The sequence below is a fragment of the Gordonia sp. ABKF26 genome, assembly GCF_041103195.1.
Taxonomy (GTDB): Bacteria; Actinomycetota; Actinomycetes; order Mycobacteriales; family Mycobacteriaceae; genus Gordonia; species Gordonia terrae.
In genome coordinates this window covers 1,238,389-1,260,791 of record NZ_JBGCVZ010000003.1, presented here as the reverse complement: position 1 = coordinate 1,260,791, position 22,403 = coordinate 1,238,389, and the positions used below count along the sequence as shown (strand labels likewise).

Here is a 22,403-nt window from a genome sequence, read left to right as displayed (position 1 = left end):
TTGCATCGCCTAAGGTAGGTGGTCGGCCGCCGCCGGTCAATGTGTGGGGTGGGCTCGAGCTACCGGGCCGAGAGGAGAGCCAGCGTGATCAGTGGTCAGCGCGCACCCACGCTCAAGGAGATCGCGCAGCGTGCCGGCGTGCACGTGTCCACCGCGTCCCGCGTCCTCCGCCAGGCCGAACCCGCCGACGGATGGTCGGAGTCGGCGCTCCGGGTCCGGGAGGTCGCCGACCAGCTCGGCTACCAGCGCAACGTGTGGGCGGCCAGTCTGCGGACCCGCAAGACCACCACGATCGGTGTCGTGATGACGCGACTCACCGACGGCGTCGTCGCCACGACCTACCAGGGCATCGAGCAGGCCGCCACCCGGGCCGGTTACTCGGTGCTGCTGTCGAGCCCGCCTGATGAGGAGGCCGCTCAGCGGCGGGCCATCGAACTCCTCGTCGGGCGGCAGGTCGACGGTCTGTTGCTGAGCGGGCTCCATCGGCCGGGTGGCGATTTCGTCGAGTCGCTGCGGATCGGCGACCTTCCGTTGCTCGCGCTGACCCGGCACGCCGAGGCCGGGCTTCCCTTCGTCGGCGGTGACGACGTGCGCGGCGGCCGCATCGCGGCCCGACATCTCCTGGATCGGGGGTACACCGACCTCGCCGCCATCGCCGGTCCCGCCCACGCGACCACGGCCACCGACCGACTCAGCGGGTTTCGCGTGGAGTTGCGCAAGGCCGGGATCACGCTGCCCGACGACCGCATCGTCGCGTCGAACTTCGAGGTCGACGGCGGTACGGCGGCCGGTCGCGCACTTCTGGATCGTCCGGACCGCCCGCGGGCGATCTTCGCGGTGTCGGACACGATCGCGGTGGGGGTCCTGGGCGTGGCGCGCGACCTCGGACTCCGCGTCCCCGACGACCTCGCCCTGATCGGCTACAACGACATCCCGGTGGCCGCCCAGCTGCCGGTTCCACTCACGACGATTCGTTCCCCGGCACGGGAGATCGGTGAGACCGCGGTGCGCGGTCTCCTCGACCTCGCGACCGGACGCGACGTCGAATCCCGGCGCTTACCGGTCGAACTCATCGCACGCGGCAGCACGTGATCGGTTCGCCTCCGCGCTGGCCTCAGGGCACGACCGGCTCGGGCCGTCGACGCACCGCGACGGCGCGGGCGACCGCGAACGTCGCGGCCAGGACCATCGTCACCACGAGGATCGTGGCGATCCACGTCGGCGAGGTGGTCGTGTACCCGAACCAACCGGCCACCCCGACGCCGGCGCCAGTCGCCAGCACGGCCCCGACCGGGAGCGAGATCGCGGTCGTCCGAACGGTGGCCCGGGTGTGCGCATCACCGGACAGTCGCAACACACCGAGGATGCCGACGAGCACCAGCACGTACCCGAGCACCCCACTCACGGCGTAGACCACCAGGACGGGGTACCCGGCGCCGGTGTCGCCGGTGAACGCGTTCGCCAGCAGGATGATCGCCGGGGCGAGTCCGACCACGACACCGATCAGCCCGGCGCCCACCACCCGGCCGAGCCGCAAGCCGCTGCGCTCCGCCAGACGTACACCGACCGCCCAGAGAACTCCCGCAACGAGCGCACCGGTGACGGCGCCGACCCCGGCCGCGACGATCACCGAGTCCGTCGGGTCTTGCGCGACACCCGCCGTGTCCCCGGTGCCCCACACCATCCAGATGTCGGGACCACCGACCGAGCCGCCGCGATCGGAGAGGGACAGGGCCGCGCCCAACGCCGCGATCACTGCACCGAACAGCCCGAACCCGACGAGTTGCCTCCACATACGGCCACTATCGCCGGTCTCGGCGTCGTCGGGCTTCCGGACACGCGGTAACACTCGTCGCTTGCGTTTCCGAGACAGTGTTTCGCGGTTCTTCCGGATCAGGAAGCGGCGGGGAAGTTCTCCTGCGCCGCACGGAACATCGCGACGACCGCGGCGCGAACGTCGGCTCGGTCGCGCACCGGCCGATCCCACGGGAGCCGTACACCGACAGTCCCGTCGGGGCCGGAGACGTCGAAAGTGGCTGCCTCGTGGTCGAATCCGGTCATCGTTGCCGTGACCGCATCCGGACGTCCGCCCAGCACCCGGCAGATGAGCAGCGAGTCCTCGGCATGGTCGTCGTTCATGTGCGCGAGTACGGCCGCCACGACATCCGGCGCGAACTGCGCCGTGTCCGAGACGTTGTCGTCAGTCACGCGCGGCCTCGCCCGTCTCGGTGCGCACGAAGTTCCCGACCCACCGCCGGAAGCGCTCGACGTCGCCGCCCTGTTCTTCGAACCAACCCCAGGTGCCGCCGCGGGCACCCGTCACGTCGCCGACGACCAGTTCGATGGCCTCGCGCGGGGTGCGCAGGATGGGGGCCTCCAGGGTGGTGCCCGCCGGAATCCGCTTGCGGGACCGCAGACGCTCGAAGACGCCGGCGATGCCATCTTCGGTCCGGTGGTAGTCGGCGATGACCGACGACTCGTCGACGCCCGCCAGCAGCAGCGCGATGGCGATGATCACCCCGGTCCGATCCTTGCCGGCCGCGCAGTGCACCAGAGTCGCGCCGCTGGGATCGAATTCGTTCAGCGCGGCGGTCAGCCGGTGACCGCCCGTCCGCATCATCGCGGTGTAGATGTCGACGAGAGCGGTGTCGGCGAGCCGGTCGACCCGGGCACCCGACGACACCGGACGGTGCACGACCCGCACGTTCGCCGGCCACGTGACGGCCATCCGGCCCAGCTCCGTGGGGTCTCGCAGATCGACGACGGTGGCCGGCGGCCAGGGCATGCCCACCGGGTCCTCGTCGTCGGGATACGGTGCGTCGCTGCGGATCAACACATTGGCGGCGGTGATGCCGCCGCCGGCGACCCGCATACCGCCCAGATCCCGGATATTGGCGAAAGTCCGCAGGTCAGAGGCAGAGGAGAGAGTCACAGCTTTCCCGATCGTCGAAGTGCGCGGTGGTCGGTCGCACCTCACCTTACGCAGGCAGCGGCACGTCCGGCCGCTGACGTACCGTTGCGACGGTGACGACCTATCACTCCTACGAACCGTCGCACGGCCATCGGCTGTCGCACGATCCCGTCAACGCGATCGTCGCGCCGCGACCCATCGGCTGGATCTCCACCGTGTCCGGCACCGGGGTGCGCAATCTCGCTCCCTACAGCTTCTTCAACCTCTTCAACTACACGCCGCCGATCGTCGGTTTCGCCAGCGTCGGCTACAAGGACACCGCCGCCAACGCGATCGAATCCGGCGAGTTCGTGTGGAACCTCGCCACCGACGACCTCGGCGAGAAGATGAATGCGACCTCGGCGGCGGTGCCCGCCGGCGAGGACGAGTTCGAGGTCGCCGGCCTGACACCGCTGGCCGCCGACCTCGTCGCGCCGGCACGCGTCGAGGAGAGCCCCGTGGCCTTCGAGTGCCGGGTCACCCAGTCGTTCCAGTTGCGCACCGCCGCTGACGACCCCGTCGACAGCTGGATGGTGTTGGGCGAGGTCGTGAAGATCCACATCGCCACCCACCTGCTGCGCGCGGACCAGACCTTCGACACGGCCGGTGCGCGCCCGCTGCTGCGAGCCGGCGGACAGGGCGACTACTTCCTGCCGAGCGACGACCACCACCGGTTCATGAAGCGACCGAAACCCGCCACGCGCTGACCGCCCGGTCGACGGGTTCGCTCACAACGCGCTGCGAATCTCCTCGTCGCTCGGCATCCCGGTCCGCGCACCGACCGCGGCCACCGACAACGACGCCGCCGCGACACCTCGCTTCGCCGCGTCGGCGACCGTCGAACCGCCGGCGAGCGTCGCCGCGAACACTCCGTTGAAGGTGTCGCCCGCCCCCGTGGTGTCGACCACGCGGTCGACGTGCCCGGCGGGAAGGACGACCACCTCAGATGCCGGATCGGCGATCAGGACGCCCTGCGCACCGAGGGTCACCAGAACCGGGGCACCCGTCCGCGACGCCACCGCCGTAGCCCGCTCGGCCGCGGGAACGTCCGGGGCGTCCCGACCGTCGGCGATCAGCCGGTGCAGGTCACGAAGTTCCGACGCGTTGGGCGTGAACACCGGCCGCGACGCCATCAGGTCGACCGTCGACGGCAACACCGGGGCGGGATTGACGACGCATCGGATACCTCGCGCAGCGGCCGTCGTCACCGCCGCGGCCACGGCGCCGGCCGGGATCTCGGTGCTGACGAGCACACACCCGGCCCAGCTCGCCGCGCGATGCACCGCGGCACGGACCCTCTCGGCGTCGACGGCGGCGTTCGCGCCCGCCCCGACGGCGATCTGATTCTCACCCTGTGGATCGACGACGATCAGTGCCATTCCGGTGGCGACGCCGTCGAGCACGCCCACGTCGGTCACGTCGACGCCGGAGTCCCGCAACTCGGCGAGTGCCTGCGCGCCGGTGTCGTCGGAACCCACTGCCCCGCAGTAACGCACCTCGGCACCCGCCCGCGCGGCGGCAACAGCGGCATTCGCGCCCTTGCCGCCGCCGTGCCGCGTCACCGTCGGGCCGACGACCGTCTCACCGGGCCCCGGGAGACGATCGGCTTCCACCACCAGGTCGACGTTGACGGCGCCGACGACGAGCAGTCGGGTCGCTCGATCGTGAGAAGTCATCGTGCCTCCGAACCCGTGAGCGCCCCCGGCGTCCAGTCGGGCCAGTCGGGCACGCCCGCGACCATACCGTCGACGTACCGCGCGACGATGCGCGTGGTCGCTCGCTCGTTGGCGTACACGGTTGCCTGGTCACTCCGCAGGATCGCCGTGCGGACGAGCGGCCACAGGCGTCGGAACCGCTCGCGGATCTTGACCTCCGGGACCGCATGCCCGCCACTGTCGACGCGTAGCCGCACCCGATGCACGGCGAGATCTTCGGGGATCATCACGACGTGGAGAGCGACCCGGTATCCGGCGGTGTGCGCACGGTCGACGAGTTCCAGTTTCGACGGATGCGAGAAGACCGTCTCGGCGATGAACGAGGCACCGGCCTCGATGAGGTGGTCGCGGGTGGCCGCGGCCAACCGGGCCGCGTCGTAGGAGTGGGCTTCCGCGGCGTCGGGCCACTGCTGCCGGGCGATCAGGTCGGCGTTCACGAAGGGTGTGCGCACCAACGGCTGTAGATGATGCTCGACCAGCGTCGACTTTCCCGCGCCGTTGCATCCGACGACGAGGTCGAGCCTCGGTGTCACCGGTCGAGGACGACGCTCGTCCCGTCGGGCCGGAGTTCGACGAGCCGTCCGGCGTCATCGACGACGACCGAGGAGAACCCCTCCGAGGCGCGTCGGACGACGTGGTCGTCGGTGGCCAGCCGCGCCTCGAGGTGCGCGTCGATCTCGGCGTCGTAGACGACGGCTTCCTCTGCGGTCAACGCCTCTGCCGGTAGGTCGCCGGCCAACGCGGCCTCGACCCGCCGACGCGACGCGGTGGTGCGCTGTGAGACGCTGCGGCCGAGACGTGCCCAGTGTTCGAGTTGCTGCCGCGCCGATCGCTGCTCGCGCGCGCCCTCCCGCGCGGCATCGGTCACCAGTGCAGCAGACAACCGGGTCACCTTGTCCGTACCGGTGCTCATCGCACACCTCCCGCGTGGGTGTAGCAGAGTGCTACATCGACCCAGCATACGCCGACGAACCCGTCGACGGTCGTTGTCGGACGACCGTCGACGAGCGCCGGCACTCTCAGCCGGTCTCGGGTGTCACCGCGTCGAGGTCGCATCCCGCTTCGGCAACACCCATCCCGGTCGCGGGAAGTGGCAGGTGTAGCCGTTCGGGAAATTCAGCAGGTAGTCCTGGTGCTCGGGCTCGGCCTGCCAGAACGGACCCAACTGCTCGATCGTGGTGACCGCCTTGCCCGGCCACAGACCCGAGGCATCGACGTCGGCGATGGTGTCGCGAGCGACCTGCTCCTGCTCCGGGGTCACCGGGAAGATTGCCGAACGGTAGCTCGTGCCGACGTCGTTGCCCTGCCGGTCGCGCGTCGTCGGGTCGTGGATCTGGAAGAAGAACGCCAGGATGTCGCGGTACGTCGTCTGCGTGGGGTCGAAGACGATCTCCACCGCCTCCGCGTGACCGGGATGGTTGCGGTAGGTGGCGTGGTCGTTCTGTCCGCCGGTGTAGCCGACCCGGGTGTCCAGGACACCGGGCTGCTTGCGGATCAGGTCCTCCATCCCCCAGAAGCACCCACCCGCGAGGACCGCGGTCTCGGTGCCGGGGCGGACGGTGATCTGACCGGTGTCGGTGGTCATGCGTTCTCCTCCTGGGTGTCGGTGGTGGTGTGGTCGTCGGTGAACAGGGCGGCGTACTCGCCGTAACCCTCGGCGTCGAGTTCGGCCACCGGGATGAACCGCAGCGATGCCGAGTTCATGCAGTACCGCTGTCCGCCCGCGTCCCGCGGCCCGTCGTCGAAGAGGTGCCCGAGGTGGCTGTCCGCCCCGGCGGACCGTACTTCGATGCGCCGCATGAACAGGCTCCGATCGACCTTCGTCGCGACGGCGTCGGGATCGATGGGCCGGGTGAAGCTCGGCCACCCGGTTCCGCTGTCGAACTTGTCGGTCGACGAGAACAGCGGCTGCCCCGACACGACGTCGACATAGATCCCGGGTTCGTGGTTGTCCCAGTACTCGTTGTCGAAGGCCCGCTCGGTGCCGTCCCGCTGGGTGACGCGGTACTGCACGTCGGTGAGGCGGCTCAACGCCTCGGGGGTCTTGCGGTAGGTGTTGCTCACGTTTCCTCCTGCCGACGCTCCCCCGCTCCGTCGATCGACGGCGCATCTCGGAGGGCGTCACCGTGCACAACACCACGATGCCCGCATTTGGTCCCGACCCGCGACCGGGCCGCCGCCCACCAGGTGGACGGCGGCCCGGACACGCCTGGCAGACTCCGATCAGCCCACGACGTCACGCCCGAAGATCTGCCGGGCGAGGACCCAGCGCTGCACCTCGCTGGCACCCTCGTAGATCTCCCCGATCTTGCTGTCCCGGTAGAGCGCCTCGACCGGACCCGACGAATCGTCGTCACCCAGTTCCTGGGTGAACCCGAACCCGCCGAACGCCTGGACCGCGTCGCGGGCCATCAGGACCGCGACCTCGGTACCGCGCAGTTTGGCCATCGCCGCCTCCGGTTCGGGGAACCGCGTGCCGGAGTCGAGCCGCATCGCCGCCTTGAGGTACAGGTCGCGCGAGATCGCGATCTCGGTCGCGCGGTCGGCCATCAGGAACTGCCAGTGCTGCCGGGCTGCGAGCGGTTCGCCGAAGGCCACCCGGGTGCGCAGGTGGGCAGCGGTGCGGTCGAAGGCGGCTTGCGCCATGCCCACACCCGCCGCCGCGATCCCGATACGTCCGTAGGTCAGCGTCTGCAGGGCGACCTTCAGCCCGCCGCCCTCGGTCCCGAGCAGGGACTCACGCCCCAGCTCCACCTCGTCGAGGTGCACGTCGGCGGTGATCTGGCCCTTGTTCCCGAGCTTGCGATCCGGCGTACCCACCCGGACCCCCGGGGTGTCGGTCGGGACGATGAACGTCGAGAGCCGGTCACCGGTGCGAGCGAGGACCACGACGAACGCGGCGACGACGGAATTGGTGATCCACCGCTTGCGCCCGTTCAGCACCCATCCGTCGCCGCGGCGGTGCGCCACGGTCTGGACCGCCTCGGGTGAGAGATCGCTCGACGCGGCCGGCTCGCTGGTGGCGAAGGAGCCGACGATCTCGCCGGCGACGACCGGGGCCAGCCACCTGCGGCGCTGCTCCGGCGTGCCCTGGTTGACGGCATTGCCCGCGAGGATGCAGTGGACGTCGAAGATCGCGGCGACGCTGTTGGAGAAGTACGCCAGTTCTTCGACGGCGGTGGCCGTCGCGGTGGCCGGGTGAGCCAGTCCGTCGCCGCCGACATCGGCCGCGAAGGGGATGCGGTAGATCCCCGCCGTGGCCAGCCGATCGAACACGTCACGTGGGAAGCCGTCGAGTCGCTCGTCGCCCCGCGCGATCCGGTCGGCCACCGGCGCGACGTCGCGAAGCGCGACCTGCCGGACCCTGCGCCGGACCTCGGCCACCTCCTCGGGCGACACGAGGTCGTGGTACAGGGTGTCGGCGATCCGCGGCGGCTGGTCGGGCATGTCGTCGGACGACGACACCCTGGTGATGTCGATGACAGTCAAGGAGTCTCCTGTTCTGATCGAACCGATCGACCCGGCTCAGACCGGCGCATCGGCCACGGCACGGGAGTGCTCGATCTCGTCGGGCACGAGTTCGGCCGCGGTCTCCGGCGCTCCTGCGCCCGGACCGAAGTCGGCAAAGGCCGTGATGTGCTCCTCGAGGGGCAGCGGGTTGGGCGTGCCGTAGGTGAAATAGGTCTCCCACGGCAGCTTCGCGCCGCCGATGGCCAGGCCGGTGTCGATGTCGGACATCTGCCAGGTCTTCGTCTCGGCAGACGGGTCGAGATGCAGGTATCCGGACTCACCGAACAGCTCGATGCGATTGCCGCCCGGTTCGAACACGTACAGGAACTGCCCCTGGGTGATCCCGTGCCGGTCCGGTCCGGCTTCGATCCGGATGTCGTACTCGCGGAACATCTCCACGGCGTCGATGTTGTGCTGGCCCGTGCCGTAGTAGAAGGCGACGTGATGGAGCTTGCCGCGCCCGCCGGTCATGTCGCGCATGCACGCGACCTCGTGTCCGAGGATGTTCGAGCTCATCCAGGCACCGATCTCGACGTCCCCGTCGACGACCCGCTCGGTGGTGTGGAACCCGAGGTGCCGTTCGAACTCGGTCTTGACGGCGGTGACGTCGGAGGCCATCAGGTTGAGGTGGTCGATGCGCTTGACCGGGATGCCCTGCAACGGCTTCTTCGACGGCCGGGTGAGGATCTTGCTCTGCAGTTCCGGTGGCGCGACGTACTTCTCGGCCTCCCAGACCAGTGCGAAGTCATGACCGTCCGCGGTCTTGTACGCCAGGGTCTTTCCGTAGCCGAATTCGTCCTCGTGCCAGGAGGTCTCGATGTTCGCACCCTGCAGCGAGGCGGCGCGACGTTCGAGCGCCTCCGGGGAGCTGGTCCGCAGACCGGCATGACCCATGCCCGGCTCGCGAGACTCGGTGATCTTCAGACTCCAGGGATAGGGGTCCTCGTACGCCCGCAGGTAGACGGACTGGCCTTCGCTCCGGGTCACGTACATGCCCAGGAATCGGGTGAAGAAGTCGAGGGTTTCCTGCGGCTTGGGGCTCAACAGTTCGGCTCGCGCGAGGTGCGCGACATCGAAGCGTGCGGCGTTCTCGGTCATCGGTTCTCCTGTGGATCGTGCGACACCGGATCTCGGTGGCTGCTGGCTGATGTCCGTCAGCATGGCGTCGAGATGTGACTGCCGTCACCGGCATTCGGGATATCCGAACAACGGCGCTGCCGATTGACTCCGCATTCGGACTGCCCGGTCCCGGCCCCGCAGACCGCCCCTGCTCCATAGCGTTCGGAGTCGAGCACGCCGCCGGCATCGGAGACCGAGCGTGCGCGACGAGCTAAGGAGACATGCGATGAGCCGGTTGACCGCCGCCATTGTGGGATCGGGCAACATCGGGACCGACCTGATGTACAAACTGTTGCGGTCCGAGTACGTCGACCCGGTCTACATGGTCGGAATCGACTCGGCCAGTGAGGGTCTGCGACGAGCGCGTGCCGAAGGGCTCGAGGCGTCGGCAGAGGGCGTGGACTGGCTGCTGCAGCAGTCGTCGCCTCCCGATCTCGTCTTCGAGGCCACGTCGGCCAAGGTGCACGCCGCGGTCGCTCCGCGCTACGCCGACGCGGGGATCACCGCGATCGATCTGACGCCCGCATCGGTCGGCCCCTACGTCGTCCCGGCGGTCAACCTCCGCGAACACGTGAACGCGCCCAACGTGAACATGGTGAGCTGCGCCGGGCAGGCCACGATCCCGATCCTCTATGCGATCAACCAGGCCGCCGACGCCGCCTACGGTGAGATCGTCGCGGCCATCGCGTCGGCGAGCGCGGGCCCGGGCACCCGGCAGAATCTCAGTGAATTCAGCGAGAAGACGGGGCGCGCACTGGCACAGGTCGCGGGAGCGGACCGGGCCAAGGCGATCTCGGTGATCAACCCGGCCGAACCGCCGATGAACATGCGCGACACGGTATATGCGAAAGTGCGCAACCCGGATCCCGCGGCCATCGAACGCGCCGTCGTCGACATCGTCACCGAGGTCCAACGCTACGTCCCCGGTTACACCCTCAAACTCGTCGACGTCGACGGTGATCTCGTGACCGTGATGCTCGAGGTCGTCGGCGCCGGCGACTTCTTACCCACGTACGCAGGCAATCTCGACATCATCACCGCGGCCGCCGTGCAGGTCGCCGAGGTGATGGCGCAGGAGAGGGCCGCGACAGCGACACTTCAGACAGGAGCACTGCGATGACCAGCCAGTCCCCGGCCCGCGGGCCACGATCGGTCACCCTCGTCGACACGACGCTGCGTGACGGGATGTCGAGTGTCTCGCACCGGTTCACCACACGCGACGTCGCCGCCATCGCGGCCGGCCTCGACCGGGCCGGCGTCCCGACGATCGAAGTGGCACACGGCATCGGTCTCGGCGCGTCGTCGGTCCAGTACGGCTTCGCCGCGGCCACCGACCCCGAGTACGTGCGCGCCGCCGTCGACGCGGTCGACAACGCCGACATCGCGGCCCTCTACGTACCGGGCATCGCGACGCTGAACGAACTGCAGGCGGCGGTGGACGCCGGCATCTCGACCGTCCGCGTCGCCGTCCACTGCACCGAGGCGGACTGCGGACAGCAACCCGTCGAGTGGGCCAAGGAGAACGGGCTCGAGGTCATGACATTCCTCATGATGAGCCACAAACTCGAACCCGATGCACTCGCCGAGCAAGCGGCCAAGCTCGACTCCTACGGCGCCGACGTCGTGTACGTCGTCGACTCCGCAGGTGCGCTCGTCCCGCAGCAGGCCGGCGAGCGGGTCGCGGCACTGCGCGAGGCGATCTCCGCGGACATCGGCTTCCACGCACACAACAACCTCGGTGTCGGGATCGCCAACGCGCTCACCGCCGCCGAGAACGGAGCCACCTACATCGACGGTTCCTTGCGCGGTCTCGGCGCGAGCGCCGGCAACGCCCAGACCGAAGTCCTCGCCGCAGCATTCGAACGCGCGGGATGGGACACCGGCGTCGAGTTGTTTCCGCTCATCGACACCGCCGAGAACGTCGTGGCACCGCTGATGACCGAACCGCAGATCGTCGACGAGACCGCGCTCGTGCTCGGTTACGCCGGCGTGTATTCCACGTTCTTCCACCCCACCAAACGCGCCGCGAAGAAGTTCGGTGTCCCGGCCCGGGAGATCCTGCTCGAACTCGGCCGGCGCGGCGTGATCGGCGGTCAGGAAGACATGATCATCGATGTGGCCTCGGAACTCGCGGGCCGCACCTACGAGACGCCCGTCGCGGCGGAGGTGTGAGGAAATGACTCTGTCTGTCACCGATCAGGACAGCACCGATCAGAACGGTACCGCCGAGGTGCGTCACCTCATCGGGAACGAGTGGCGTACGGCCTCGGACGGCGCCACGTTCGAGTCGCGCGACCCGCACGACGGCGCGTTGCTCGCGACGGTGGCGCGCGGCACCGCCGACGACGGGATCGCCGCGATCGACTCTGCCCGCACCGCTTTCGACGACGGACCGTGGCCGCAGATGTCGCCCAAGGAACGCGCGGCGATCCTGCATGCGGTCGCCGACGCCGTCGACGAGCACCGGGAGGAGCTGGCACAGCTCGAAACACGTGACGGCGGCAAGACGATCACTCAGTCGTTGCACGCCGAGATCCCGCGGGTGGCCCACAATCTGCGCTTCTTCGCCGACTACGTCTCGATGGCCGCGAACGAGGCCTACCCGGACGGCGACCTGCTGTCCTACGTCCTCTATCCGCCCGCCGGGGTCGTGTCGGCGATCAGTCCGTGGAACGCGCCGCTGATGCTGGCGACATGGAAGATCGCGCCTGCTCTGGCCTTCGGCAACACCGTGGTCCTCAAACCGGCACCACAGACACCGTTGACCGCCAACCGCTTCGCGCAGATCGCACTCGAGGCGGGCCTGCCGCCCGGTGTGCTCAACGTCGTGCACGGTTTCGGCGGTGAGGCCGTCGCCGGACCGCTGACCTCCGATCCACGCGTCGACCGCATCACCTTCACCGGATCGAGCGCCACCGGTGTGAAGATCTTGCAGGCGGCCGCGGCGAACCACACGCCGGTCTCGGCCGAGATGGGTGGCAAATCAGCCAACATCGTGTTCGCCGACGCCGATCTCGACGTCGCCGTACCCATGTCGCTCCGGGCCATCTTCGGCGGCAACGGACAGGTCTGCCTGTCGGGTTCGCGTCTGCTGGTGCAGAACTCGATCCGGGGGGAGTTCGTGGATCGCTTCGCCGAGGAAGCTCGGAAACTCGTGGTCGGCGATCCCAAGGACCCGGCGACGTTCATGGGCCCGCTCATCGAGCAGCAGCACCTCGACAAGGTGCACGGCTACGTCGAGCTCGCGCAGGACGAAGGCGGCAAGATCATCACCGGCGGCGAACGACTCACCGACCCGGATCGAGCGGGCGGCTTCTACTATCCACCGACCGTCATCACCGGCCTCACCAACGACTCCCGAACGGCACGTGAGGAGATCTTCGGTCCGGTCGAGACGGTTCTGGGCTTCGACACCGAAGAGGAGGCCCTGCGCGTCACCAACGACTCTCCCTACGGCTTGGCGGGCATCCTCTTCACGCAGAATCTCGACCGGGCTCATCGGATGGCGGCACGCTGGAAGGCCGGCACGGTCTGGATCAACACATTCTTCGAACGCGATCTCCGGCTGCCCTTCGGCGGTGAGGGCATCAGCGGCCTGGGTCGTGAGGGTGGCCAGTACTCCCGCGAGTTCTTCACCGAACCGCGCGCGGTGACGCTCCGGATCCGGAAGTAGGACCCGTGTCCACAACCGAGACTTGCGTGGTCGTCGGCGCGACCGGCGCCATGGGAACCGTGTTCACGCGACGCCTGGTGGCGCGAGGGATGCGTGTCATCGCGGTGGGGCGTCGCGCCGAGGAACTCCAACAGCTGGCCGCGACAGACGAATTGATCGTTCCGTGCGTGGCCGACATCGCCGAGGACGCGTCCATGGACGCGATCCGTGCCCGCCTCGACGGGACCGTGCGACTCGCGGTGTTCGCGGCGGGCCTGCCGGTCCGCGGCTCCGCGGACGCGATCGAACCCTCGTTGCTGGCCACGGCCGCCAACATCAAGGTGGCCGGCACGGTCCGGTTGCTGCGGGCCGTCCGCGACCATCTCGCCGACGGTTCGCGGTTCGTCGCGATCGCGGGTTCACTCGGACTCGAGCCGGGCCCCCTCGACGCGGGCCCGGGTACGGCCAACGCCGCACTGTTCAATCTGATGCGACAGATCGGTGCGTTGTACGGACCCCGAGGAGTCACCGTGCACACCATTGCGCCCGGGCCGATCGACACCCCTCGGCTCCGCGCCTTCGTCGACACCGAATCGCGCGAGACCGGTGCTGCGGCGCAGGAGATCTGGGACAGGTACACGGCCAAGACCTCGCTGGGCCGCCTGCCGACGCTGGACGAGATCGCCTGGCTCGTCGAGATGTTGCTCGAGCCCCTGGCCGCCGTGCTGCACGGCAGCGTCCTCAACGCCGACGGCGGAACCCGCCACGGTATCCAATAACCGGGTCCGGAACGGACGCGGGCACTTTCGAACGGAGCCGACGTGCCGGTTGCACACTTCCACATCCCCATCGGCAGCGCTTCCACCGAACAGCGCGCCGCCCTGTTGACCGCCGCGAGTGCGGCCTACTCCCGCATTCTCGACTCACCGATCGAGCGGGTACGCACCTTCGTCGTGCAGTACGACCCGACCGACCTCGCCGTCGCCGGGCAGCTCATGGTCGACGGCGGCGCGATCGCGCCGTATTTCACCGCGATCGTGCTCGCCGGCCGGCCGGCGCACCAGCGTGCGGAGTTGCTCGCCGCCTTCACCGACCTCGTCGTCGAACACCTCGGGGTCGACCGGTCCGCTGTCCGCGGCCGAATCGTGGAGGTGGCGCCGGAGAACTGGGGCATCGGCGGCATACCCGCGAGCGACGTTCGGAAAACGGAGATCTCGATGCGCGCTGCCCACCCTACTGCTCCCTGAGCCGACAGAGCCGCGAAACTGCTGGTCCTCGAGGTGCACGTGGCTAGCCCCTGCTCCCCAGTCCGAAAAAGCCACACACCCACTGAACCCTGAGGTGCGAGGAGCGCAAGCGACGATCCTCGAAGGACCGTCAACCGCGCCTGCCGAGATCTGGACCGAATCTTCGTGCTATCTAACGTCTTTGGCCACATGATCCCGGTGGTCATGGCGCGTGTCACACTGTGGAGTTGTCAAAGGTCGAGTGGCGTCGGGTCGGCGCCGGAGGGTCTGGGGTTTGTCTTGGGGGGCGACTAAACGAGGGCGTCGTCAAGTCGCATGGTGCGCCGGTTGTAGGCCGGTCGGGGTAGGCGACGGGGGTCGATGTCGACCGGCGGGGTCAACCACGGGTGCCGGTCGGGACCCATCACCACTTGCCACCCGTGGTGATGCACCTGGGTATGACAGCGCTGGCACAGCAGGCACCCGTTGTCCAGATCGGTCGGCCCGCCATCGGCCCAGTGCACGAGGTGGTGGACTTGGGTATGCGCCGCGGGGGCACCACATCTCACACAGCACTGGTCGCGAACGATGATGGCTTGCCGCAGATGATGTGGGAACAATCGTTTCGTGGTGCCCATCTGCAACGGCACCCCTTCGGCGTCGAGGACGATCTCAGCGACCCCGCCGTCACACGACAGTCGCCGGGCTGTCGACTCCGTCACCGCCCCCACCCACGGCAACCGCGCCGGATCAGCGCCTTCAGCGGGGATCGTCACCAACACCTGGGTGCGGGGTGCGCCGGCGGCGGTCATCGCCGCACCGATCGCCGCTTGATCGAGCAGTAGCTCCAGCTTATCGGCGCGACGCTCCCCGACACTGCGCCGATCCTCGGCCCCGTCGGGTTCGGGACGCGGGCAGGAGCGTTCGTCGATCATCGACAAGAATTTCTCGCCGATCACCGCGGTCACATCTGCGGTGATCGCGACCCTGCCTTCCTCGGTCACCCGGGCGTGCACAGAGTTCAACGACGCGTCATCACCCGCCGCAACCGCGTCCGGGTCAGTGGCTGCGACCCGGACTGCCATACTCCGGGCGTGGTCGTGTCGGAAACCCTGCCCTGGTTACGATCAGCCGTCGGCGCAGCGACGGTGGCGCCATCTCGACATGGGTGGCTGGCGATGCATTCTCGAGTTGCCGGCCAGACGGGTGCAGTGCCCGCGCCACAATGTGGGTAGCGAATGGGTTCCGTGGGCGCGTCCGAAAGCGAAGATGACCAGGGCTTTCGACGACGCCGTCGCGTGGATGTGCGCGCACGCGCCGATGAGCGCCGTGAGTGCTTATCTCCGGGTCTCCTGGCGGACGGTGTCTCGTATCGTTGAGCGCGTGGTCGACGACCATGTCGGACTCACCAAACGCTTGAACGGGTTGCGACGCATCGGTATCGACGAAATCTCCTACCGCAAGGGCCACCGATATTTGGTCGTGGTGGTCAACCATGACTCAGGTCAACTGGTGTGGGCGGGTGAGGGTGCCAAGAAGGAGACGATCGAGCGATTCTTCGATGAGCTCGGTGATGTGCGCGCCCGTCGGATCACCCACATCAGCGCTGACGGCGCCGAGTACATCGGCGCAGTCCTCGCCGAGCAGGCGCCGCACGCCTACTGGTGCATGGACCCATTTCACGTGATGCAGTGGGTCAATCAGGCGTTGGACAGGTGCCGCGCTCGGGTGATGAACCGAGTTGTTGGCTTATCGAAGGTAGAACGCGGGCGACTGAGGTGGGCGTTATTGAAGAATCCCGACAACCTCACCGACAGTCAACGGCGGCTGCAATCCATTGTTGTCTGTAACGTCAACAGCCAACTTGCCCGCGCTTATCAGATGAAAGAAGAGATACGGCACATACTTTCAGGCGCTTACCGATCAAGTTGGGCGCCGTTACGGCGATGGATCCGTAAGGCGGAGTCCTCCGGTATTCCCGAGTTTCGACTCACTGCGCAGAGCATCCGCAAACGGGAGGTGCAGATCCACAACGCGGTCGCGTGTCAAATGAGCAATGCGCGAGTCGAGGCAACGAACTGCCACCTCCGGTCATTGACAAAGCGGTCGTACGGATTCCACACACCCGACGCCCTGATCGCGATGGCCAACCTCACACGAGGCGGCGCGTGTCCGAAACTTCCGCATCACGATTGAACCCGGAATCCGCCCACTTCTACGTCAGGAGATCCAATTACGTTCGACGACGACCTTTCTCCACAGCCGACCATCATCGAAAAACGCTGCCTTACAATATATGTCACCCACGCCCCAGCGGTGAACCGTGGTGGACTGTGGTGGACAAAAGCCCCACCAGTCACACGGGTGCATCGGCCTGCTTGGAGACGAGTCACTACCGGAGGTAGGAGGCACTTCGCCCGCCAGTCCAGAGAGTCACTACAACGCATCCGGCTCCGACCGATGAACTCGAACTCGACCGATGAACTTCGATCGAAGTCCATCGGTCCAGGTGAGGTTCATCAGTCGGTGGAGGGGTTCGGCAGACCCTTCGTGACGCGCCCTCCGCAAGCTCCGGGTGCTCCTCAGGGAGCAGACAGTAGTAGCGCCCTGGCGGCCGTCGTGGATACAAAAGAACCCCGCTCGCTGAGGAGCGAGTTTCCCCCCACCGCTCCCTGAGGAGGGAGCTCGCGAGCGTCTTGAAGGGTTTCCCAAGCTTGCCCGCCAGCCCCTTCGAGGCTCGTCGGTTTCGCTCCTCGCACCCTCAGGGAGCGGGAGACACCCGTCGCTTGCGCTCCTCGCACCTCAGGAAGCACTTCAGGTCGCTTCTTCCAGATCCGGGAGCAGAGAGAATCGCTTCTCCTCGGGGCAGGCGGCGGAGAGACCGCGAGAAGACTTCCCGCACCTCACGATTCCGAGATCGTCGCCTGACGCTCGGCGACGGTGACGTCGCCCGCCGACCAGTGCGTGGGCGGTACCTCGCGGACACAGACGCGGATGTTCGCGACCGGGGCGCCGATCGCACGATGGGCGGCCGCCGTCAGCTCGCGCATGAGTGCGCGCACCTCGTCGGGCGAACGCCCCTGGGCGATGGTCACGTCGATGAACGGCATCTCACCCTCCCGCGACCGTGATCGAACCGAGCGTGGTGAAGTGAGCCGCGACCCGGCTACCCGGCTCCACCGGGACAGCGTCCGTCATACCCCCGGTGAGGACGACCCACCCCGCCTCCAGGGTGATGCCCCGCGCACCGAAGGTGTTGGCCGCGAATGCCAATGCCTCGGCGGGATGTCCGAGCACTGCTGAACCCGTCGCGGTGGCGACGATGTCACCGTCGACCTCGAGCAGGCACGCCTCGAGTCCGAAGTCCACGTCCGCGACATCGCGGATGACCGGACCGGTCACGTAGACGCCGGAGGAGTTGTTGTCGGCCACCGCATCCGCGAGGGTGAACTTGAATCCCGAGTAGCGACTGTCGATGATCTCGATCGCGGCCATCGCATGATCGACCGCGGCGAGTGCCGTGGCCGCGGTGACACCGGGACCGGCGAGGGGACGCCCGAGCACGAAGGCGATCTCGGGCTCGGCGCGTGGATGGATGAGTCGCTCACGCGGGACCGGCAAGCCCGCGGGCAACGCCATGGCATCGGTCAGCCACGCGACCGAGGGCTCGTCGACGCCCATCTGCTTCTGCTTGGCCCGCGAGGTCAGGCCCAGCTTGATCCCGGTCACGGTCTCCCCGCGCGAGCGGCGGTCGGCGAGCGCGATGTCCTGGGCGGCGTAGGCGACGTCGAGGCTCAGTCCCGGCCACTCGTGCTGGATCGAGGTCCGCGCCGTCCGCGAGCGCTCCGCGGCGAGCAACGAGCCGGCCACGCGAACCGCACTCCAGTCGTCGATTCCGTTGTCTGTCACTTCTTCTCCTGATGATTCGAGAACACGAGCACTCACGCACCCAGCACCGCGGTCACGCCGCCGACGCCGGCGATGGTGGCGACCACGGTGTCCCCCGGCCCGACCGGCACCGCCGCGGTCATCGAGCCGGGCAGCACCACATGGCCGGGTTCGAGCGTGACGCCGAGGGGCCCGACCGTGTTGGCCAGCCAGACCAGGGCGTTGATCGGCGATCCGAGCACCGCGCCACCGGCGCCGGTGTGGACGAGTTCGCCGTTCACGTGCAGGTTGCAGCCGGCCATCCGCAGGTCGACGTCGACGAGCGGCACCGGCCGCCCGCCCAGGATGACCCCGCCCGATGACGCGTTGTCGGCGATGGTGTCGAAGATGCCGATCTTCCAGTCGCGGATGCGGGAGTCCACGATCTCCAGTGCGGGGAGCACGAAGTCGACGGCCGCGGCCGCCTCGGCGACCGTGACCCCCGGTCCCCGTAGTGGCCTCGCGAGGACGAACGCGACCTCCGGCTCGATGCGCGGTTGGATGAACGTGCCCGCCGGGATCGGGGCGTGCTCGAGGTGGAACATGCTCGCCGTGAGGTGCCCGAAGTCCGGCTGGTCGACACCCATCTGCCGTTGGATGGCACGGGAGGCCAGCCCCACCTTGTGCCCTTTCACCACGTCACCCTGCTTCTCCCAGTCCTGAACCTGGGCGAGGGCGATCTCATAGGCGGTCGACAATGGGCGGTCCGCGAACCGCCCGGCCAGGGGTTCGATCGGGGCGTGGTCTCGATAGGCGTCGAGCAACGCATCAGCGGCATCGCGCACGAGGTCGGCATGGTCGGTCATGGAAGGCATGATCTTTCTGGGCTGAGGAACGGTGACCGCGGGGTCATCCCGCCACCGCGTGCAGGACGGAGACCTCGCGCTCGGGCAGACGGATGGGCGTGGACACGTCGCCGGACGAGGAGTTCAGCGCGCGGGACGCGTCGGCGGCGGCCGCGATCACCGCACGCCGGAATTCGTGCTGCGCCGGAATGAATCTCGTCGCGGGCGCGGTGATCGACATCGCCGCCACGACGACCCCCATCTCGTCGCGGATCGGCGCCGCGACGCAATGCACGTCGGGAACCGCTTCGGCCAGGTCGAAGGCGCAGCCCCGGCGCAGCACACCCTTCAGTTCCGCGGCCAGTTCGTCCGGGTCGGTCAGGGTCGAGGACGTGTACCGCCGGAGCTGCTTGTCGGTCAGGTTGCGAGCCAACTGGGCCGGATCGCAGTGCGCGAGGAGCACTTTGCCGACCGCGCTGCAATGCGCATCGAGCTGGGCGCCGATCCGGGCGCCGGACACGTTGATGACGTGGTTGCCCAAAACCTTGTCGACGTAGATCACCCGATAGCGTTCCATGACGGCGAGATGGGTTGTCTCGCCGAACTTCTCCGAGAGCGCCTGCAGGATCGGGGCAGCACAGGACTTGACGTCGACCGTGCCCTGCAGCGCCTGGTTCAGTTCGACGACGCGCCAGCCGATACGGTAGCGGCCGCGGGCGCGACACTGCAGCAGGCCGATGTCGACCAGCGAGGCCAGCAGCGCGTGCGCGCTCGACCGGGGGACGCCCAGTTCGCCGGCGACCTCCGACACACCCCACTCGGGACGTTCGACGGTGAACAGATCCAGGACCGGGCCGATTTTCTGGACGGTCTGCAGCGCGGCCACCTCAGGGACCCACCATCGACTCGTCGCTGAACAGCAGGGTCGCCCCACCGGTGGCGAAGTTGGCGACATCGCCGGCCGCGGCCTGCCCCTCAGGCGATCCGAGGGCCTGGGCAAGGGCGTCTTTCGAGTCGAAGTACAGCTCGGCCACCGAGTACGAGGCGGGTTCGGTGCCGTCGAGGGACTCGCACTTGCCCGCGGCGAACCGCCGCAGTCCGGGGATACGGCGGACCAGCTCGGCATGCTCGTTCTCGTAATGCCGGTCGAAGGCCGCCGGGTCGAGCGGATGTCCGTAGATCACGGTCAGTCGGTACATGAGGTGCCTTTCGGATTCGAGCGGGAGGTCACGACGCCGCGGTCGTCGCCACGGGGGCAGCCACGGTGAATTCCTCGCGGAAGATGAGACGGGGCGCCATCCGGCGACGTTTCAGCGCCCGGACGCCGGCCTCGATCATGGCCGGCGGGCCACAGAGATAGGCGCTCAGCCCTTTACAGCTGCGGAAGTCCTCGACGACGACGTCGGTGACCATCCCGGTGGCGCCGTCCCACTGCTCCTCGCTGAGGACCGGCCGGTAGTGGAAGTTGTCGTACCCGGCCTCGAGTTCGCGGAAGAACTCGACGTCGTAGAGGTCGTCCCGTCGTCGGCCACCGTGGTACAGGTACAGCTCGGGTACCAGGCCGTGGTCCAGCACGTGGCGGGCGATGGACTTCAGGGGGGCGAGTCCGGTACCGCCGCCGATGAGGATCGCCGGCTCGGCCTGCTCGCGGACGAGGTGGAACTGGCCGAGCGGTCCGCGGAGTTCTACCCGCTCCCCCACCGTCAGCGAACCGAAGATCCAACCCTCCGTGGCCCGTCCACCGACGGTGCGCTTGACGTGGAACTCCAGGAGCTTCGACTCCGACGGCGGGTTGGCCATCGAGTACTGACGCCCCACACCGGTACCGGGGATCACCAGCTCCGCATACTGGCCCGCGTTGAACGTCATCGGCTCGTCCAGTTCGACGACGAGCCGGCGCGTGTCGGTGGCGATGTCGTCCAGGACGACGACGGTGCCGTCGTGGTCGCGCAGCGGATGTCGGGGCGCTCCGTCGTCGACTGCGGCGTCCAGCGGTTCGACGACCAGGTCCGAGCACGGCGTGGCCATGCAACCCAGCGCCAACCCGGCACACCGTTCGGCCGGCGTCAGCGTGTAGTCGGGTGAGTCATTGTGCGCCACTTCGCCGTCGAGCACTCGGAGCTTGCAGGTACCGCAGGTCCCCTGGGTGCAGGAGTGCGGCAGCCACTCCCCGGCGCGCAGCACCGCATCGAGGACCGACTGATCGGCGGCCACGTCGAGCGGCGTGTCCGAGCCCTGGATACGAACCCGATGTGTGGTGTTCACGCCTCAGACCTCCCACTTGACATGGAGTTCCTTGGGGCCACGGAAACCCCAGCCCCAGAAGTCGACCTCGTGGTCGGTGTCGCGCTCGATGTTGGGGATCGTCTCCAAGAGCTCCTCGAGCGCGATACGGACCACGTTGTTCGCGAAATAGGTTCCGGCGCAGGCGTGGACACCGCCGCCGAAGGTCATGTTCGGGATCACCGCGCGGTCGAGGTCGTACGCGGTCGGGGCGTTGTAGGCACTCTCATCCTGATTCGCCGAACCGTAGGACAGCATCACCACGGAATTCTGCGGGATCGTCACGCCGCCGACCACGACCTCGTCGGTGGCGATCTTCGCGGCCGCCGACCAGATCGGCGCGACCCACCGCATGCCCTCACCGACCGCCCGCGGGATGAGGCCCGGGTCGTCGACGACCCGCTCCAGCTGATCCGGCCGGCTGAACAGGCCGGCCAGTGTGGTGGCCATCGCATGACCCGGCTCCTGCATCGCGCCGAGCAGGAACACGTAGAGGTTGGGGTAGATGACGTCGCGGCTGCGCGTCTGCCCCTCGGGCATCCCGTCGTGCAGCCAATGCGAGATCGCGCTGTGGTCGGGGTTGACGATCCACTCGTCGATCTTGGGGTCGACGTGCGCGATGATCTCGGCCTTCGCCTCGTCGCCGGGGACGAAGCCGTCGGGGTTGGCGAACTCGCCGTCGGGCGTCATCGCGGAATTCGTGAACGAGACGCTGAGCTTGTGGAACCACTCCCGCAGCTTGTCGGTGCTCACGTCGCTCAGGCCGAGCAGATCGCCGAGGGCCCGGACACTGACCGGTTCGCAGTACTCGGCGACGATGTCGGCCGAGCCGTTGTTCTCGATCCGCTCGAGCAGTTCGCGGGCGTACGGCCGGACCAGGTCGTCGATGTAGTTGTCGACGGCCGACGGCTGCAGATGCGGCTCGACCATGTCGCGCAGATCGCGATGCTCGGGACCGTTCGTGTTGAGCAGCGCCCCGTGACCGAACGTGCGGCCGCCCGCCGGGGAGATCACCGCAGGCCAGTTGTCCGAATCCTTCGCGATCTGCATGCACAGCTCGCGGGTCGAGACGATGTACATCCCGAGGGAGGGCACGAACGCCACCGGCGCCTCCTTCCGCAGCCGCTCGTAGAACGGGTACGGATCGGCCTCGAGTTCGGCCATCGTGATCTCTTCGACGAACTTCGGGGTGACCTCGTGCGAGGGCTGGACTGCGGTCATGGTGACTCTCCGTTG

Annotated in this window: 25 protein-coding genes and 1 pseudogene; 8 read left to right on the top strand and 18 right to left on the bottom strand. The window is 68.2% G+C overall.

What is annotated here, in order from left to right; translation table 11 throughout:
• Positions 1–84 precede the first annotated feature (84 nt).
• Positions 85–1,092 carry a LacI family DNA-binding transcriptional regulator gene (locus AB4Z55_RS06305; RefSeq protein ID WP_354561223.1) on the top strand — a complete coding sequence of 336 codons (1,008 nt, stop codon included), beginning with the start codon at positions 85–87 and terminating at the stop codon, positions 1,090–1,092.
• 22 nt (positions 1,093–1,114) lie between these two features.
• Here the strand turns inward: AB4Z55_RS06305 and AB4Z55_RS06300 are convergent, their stop codons facing one another.
• From AB4Z55_RS06300 to AB4Z55_RS06290, 3 genes are all read right to left on the bottom strand, one after another.
• A complete protein-coding gene (locus AB4Z55_RS06300) occupies positions 1,115–1,795 on the bottom strand; it encodes a hypothetical protein (protein WP_248643737.1) in 681 nt (226 codons plus the stop codon).
• Positions 1,796–1,893: 98 nt separating this feature from the next.
• Positions 1,894–2,208 (bottom strand): DUF2470 domain-containing protein, encoded by a 315-nt coding sequence (locus AB4Z55_RS06295; RefSeq protein ID WP_369519388.1) that lies wholly within the window; start codon positions 2,206–2,208, stop codon positions 1,894–1,896.
• Entirely contained in the window at positions 2,201–2,932 is a 732-nt protein-coding gene (locus AB4Z55_RS06290) for a tyrosine-protein phosphatase (protein WP_248643739.1), read from the bottom strand. The genes AB4Z55_RS06295 and AB4Z55_RS06290 overlap by 8 nt, the downstream gene beginning before the upstream one ends.
• 92 nt (positions 2,933–3,024) lie before the next feature.
• Here AB4Z55_RS06290 and AB4Z55_RS06285 point away from each other — a divergent pair, with 92 nt between their 5' ends.
• Entirely contained in the window at positions 3,025–3,657 is a 633-nt protein-coding gene (locus AB4Z55_RS06285) for a flavin reductase family protein (RefSeq protein WP_101819600.1), read from the top strand.
• 21 nt (positions 3,658–3,678) lie between these two features.
• Here the strand turns inward: AB4Z55_RS06285 and AB4Z55_RS06280 are convergent, their stop codons facing one another.
• The 7 genes from AB4Z55_RS06280 to AB4Z55_RS06250 all read right to left on the bottom strand — a co-directional run bounded on the left by AB4Z55_RS06280 (position 3,679) and on the right by AB4Z55_RS06250 (position 9,273).
• Entirely contained in the window at positions 3,679–4,626 is a 948-nt protein-coding gene (locus AB4Z55_RS06280) for a PfkB family carbohydrate kinase (protein WP_248643740.1), read from the bottom strand.
• On the bottom strand, positions 4,623–5,198 hold the full coding sequence (locus AB4Z55_RS06275; RefSeq protein ID WP_101819598.1) for a zeta toxin family protein: 576 nt from the start codon (positions 5,196–5,198) through the stop codon (positions 4,623–4,625). The genes AB4Z55_RS06280 and AB4Z55_RS06275 overlap by 4 nt, the downstream gene beginning before the upstream one ends.
• Positions 5,195–5,578, bottom strand: coding sequence for a ParD-like family protein (locus AB4Z55_RS06270; protein ID WP_248643741.1), 384 nt, complete (start codon positions 5,576–5,578; stop codon positions 5,195–5,197). Before AB4Z55_RS06270 ends, AB4Z55_RS06275 begins: the two co-directional genes overlap by 4 nt.
• 123 nt (positions 5,579–5,701) lie before the next feature.
• Complete coding sequence (gene msrA, locus AB4Z55_RS06265; RefSeq protein ID WP_239401430.1) at positions 5,702–6,250, bottom strand: peptide-methionine (S)-S-oxide reductase MsrA; 549 nt, start codon at positions 6,248–6,250, stop codon at positions 5,702–5,704.
• Complete coding sequence (gene msrB / locus AB4Z55_RS06260; RefSeq protein ID WP_004022301.1) at positions 6,247–6,729, bottom strand: peptide-methionine (R)-S-oxide reductase MsrB; 483 nt, start codon at positions 6,727–6,729, stop codon at positions 6,247–6,249. The genes msrA and msrB overlap by 4 nt, the downstream gene beginning before the upstream one ends.
• Before the next feature lie 159 nt (positions 6,730–6,888).
• A complete protein-coding gene (locus AB4Z55_RS06255; RefSeq protein ID WP_248645663.1) occupies positions 6,889–8,112 on the bottom strand; it encodes an acyl-CoA dehydrogenase family protein in 1,224 nt (407 codons plus the stop codon).
• Positions 8,113–8,190: 78 nt separating this feature from the next.
• The gene (locus tag AB4Z55_RS06250; protein WP_354561230.1) at positions 8,191–9,273 is read right to left on the bottom strand and encodes a VOC family protein; all 1,083 of its coding nucleotides are present in this window, start codon (positions 9,271–9,273) and stop codon (positions 8,191–8,193) included.
• A gap of 247 nt (positions 9,274–9,520) precedes the next feature.
• On the opposite strand from AB4Z55_RS06250, the gene AB4Z55_RS06245 reads away from it, so the two are divergent.
• From AB4Z55_RS06245 to AB4Z55_RS06225, 5 genes are read left to right on the top strand one after another with little or no spacing between them, the layout of a single operon-like run.
• Positions 9,521–10,414, top strand: a complete 894-nt coding sequence (locus tag AB4Z55_RS06245; protein ID WP_369519387.1) for an acetaldehyde dehydrogenase (acetylating) — start codon at positions 9,521–9,523, stop codon at positions 10,412–10,414.
• Positions 10,411–11,466: a 4-hydroxy-2-oxovalerate aldolase gene (gene dmpG / locus AB4Z55_RS06240; RefSeq protein WP_354561234.1), complete on the top strand. Its 1,056-nt coding sequence runs from the start codon at positions 10,411–10,413 to the stop codon at positions 11,464–11,466. The genes AB4Z55_RS06245 and dmpG overlap by 4 nt, the downstream gene beginning before the upstream one ends.
• A 4-nt stretch (positions 11,467–11,470) precedes the next feature.
• Positions 11,471–12,967 carry an aldehyde dehydrogenase gene (locus tag AB4Z55_RS06235; RefSeq protein ID WP_369519386.1) on the top strand — a complete coding sequence of 499 codons (1,497 nt, stop codon included), beginning with the start codon at positions 11,471–11,473 and terminating at the stop codon, positions 12,965–12,967.
• 5 nt (positions 12,968–12,972) lie between these two features.
• Positions 12,973–13,725, top strand: coding sequence for an SDR family oxidoreductase (locus tag AB4Z55_RS06230; RefSeq protein ID WP_354561236.1), 753 nt, complete (start codon positions 12,973–12,975; stop codon positions 13,723–13,725).
• Positions 13,726–13,767: 42 nt separating this feature from the next.
• Positions 13,768–14,193 (top strand): tautomerase family protein, encoded by a 426-nt coding sequence (locus AB4Z55_RS06225; protein WP_354561237.1) that lies wholly within the window; start codon positions 13,768–13,770, stop codon positions 14,191–14,193.
• Between the two features lie 290 nt (positions 14,194–14,483).
• Here AB4Z55_RS06225 and AB4Z55_RS06220 read toward each other — a convergent pair.
• Positions 14,484–15,269, bottom strand: a pseudogene (locus AB4Z55_RS06220) (HNH endonuclease); the annotation flags it as partial.
• On the opposite strand from AB4Z55_RS06220, the gene AB4Z55_RS06215 reads away from it, so the two are divergent.
• Entirely contained in the window at positions 15,235–16,368 is a 1,134-nt protein-coding gene (locus AB4Z55_RS06215) for an ISL3 family transposase (protein ID WP_354561297.1), read from the top strand. The pseudogene AB4Z55_RS06220 and the gene AB4Z55_RS06215 sit on opposite strands and share 35 nt — an antisense overlap.
• 707 nt (positions 16,369–17,075) lie before the next feature.
• Here AB4Z55_RS06215 and AB4Z55_RS06210 read toward each other — a convergent pair.
• The 7 genes from AB4Z55_RS06210 to AB4Z55_RS06180 are packed head-to-tail and all read right to left on the bottom strand — an operon-like array spanning position 17,076 to position 22,388.
• Entirely contained in the window at positions 17,076–17,360 is a 285-nt protein-coding gene (locus AB4Z55_RS06210; protein ID WP_248645664.1) for a tautomerase family protein, read from the bottom strand.
• Positions 17,284–18,081, bottom strand: a complete 798-nt coding sequence (locus AB4Z55_RS06205; RefSeq protein WP_004022313.1) for a 2-keto-4-pentenoate hydratase — start codon at positions 18,079–18,081, stop codon at positions 17,284–17,286. The genes AB4Z55_RS06210 and AB4Z55_RS06205 overlap by 77 nt, the downstream gene beginning before the upstream one ends.
• Before the next feature lie 32 nt (positions 18,082–18,113).
• A complete protein-coding gene (locus tag AB4Z55_RS06200; RefSeq protein WP_354561238.1) occupies positions 18,114–18,905 on the bottom strand; it encodes a fumarylacetoacetate hydrolase family protein in 792 nt (263 codons plus the stop codon).
• A 43-nt stretch (positions 18,906–18,948) separates the two neighbouring features.
• The gene (locus AB4Z55_RS06195; protein WP_238418837.1) at positions 18,949–19,770 is read right to left on the bottom strand and encodes an IclR family transcriptional regulator; all 822 of its coding nucleotides are present in this window, start codon (positions 19,768–19,770) and stop codon (positions 18,949–18,951) included.
• A gap of 1 nt (position 19,771) precedes the next feature.
• Positions 19,772–20,083 (bottom strand): EthD family reductase, encoded by a 312-nt coding sequence (locus AB4Z55_RS06190; protein ID WP_248643752.1) that lies wholly within the window; start codon positions 20,081–20,083, stop codon positions 19,772–19,774.
• Between the two features lie 28 nt (positions 20,084–20,111).
• Positions 20,112–21,125, bottom strand: coding sequence for a 2Fe-2S iron-sulfur cluster-binding protein (locus AB4Z55_RS06185; protein WP_354561298.1), 1,014 nt, complete (start codon positions 21,123–21,125; stop codon positions 20,112–20,114).
• Positions 21,126–21,152: 27 nt separating this feature from the next.
• Complete coding sequence (locus tag AB4Z55_RS06180; protein WP_248643753.1) at positions 21,153–22,388, bottom strand: cytochrome P450; 1,236 nt, start codon at positions 22,386–22,388, stop codon at positions 21,153–21,155.
• Positions 22,389–22,403: the final 15 nt, after the last annotated feature.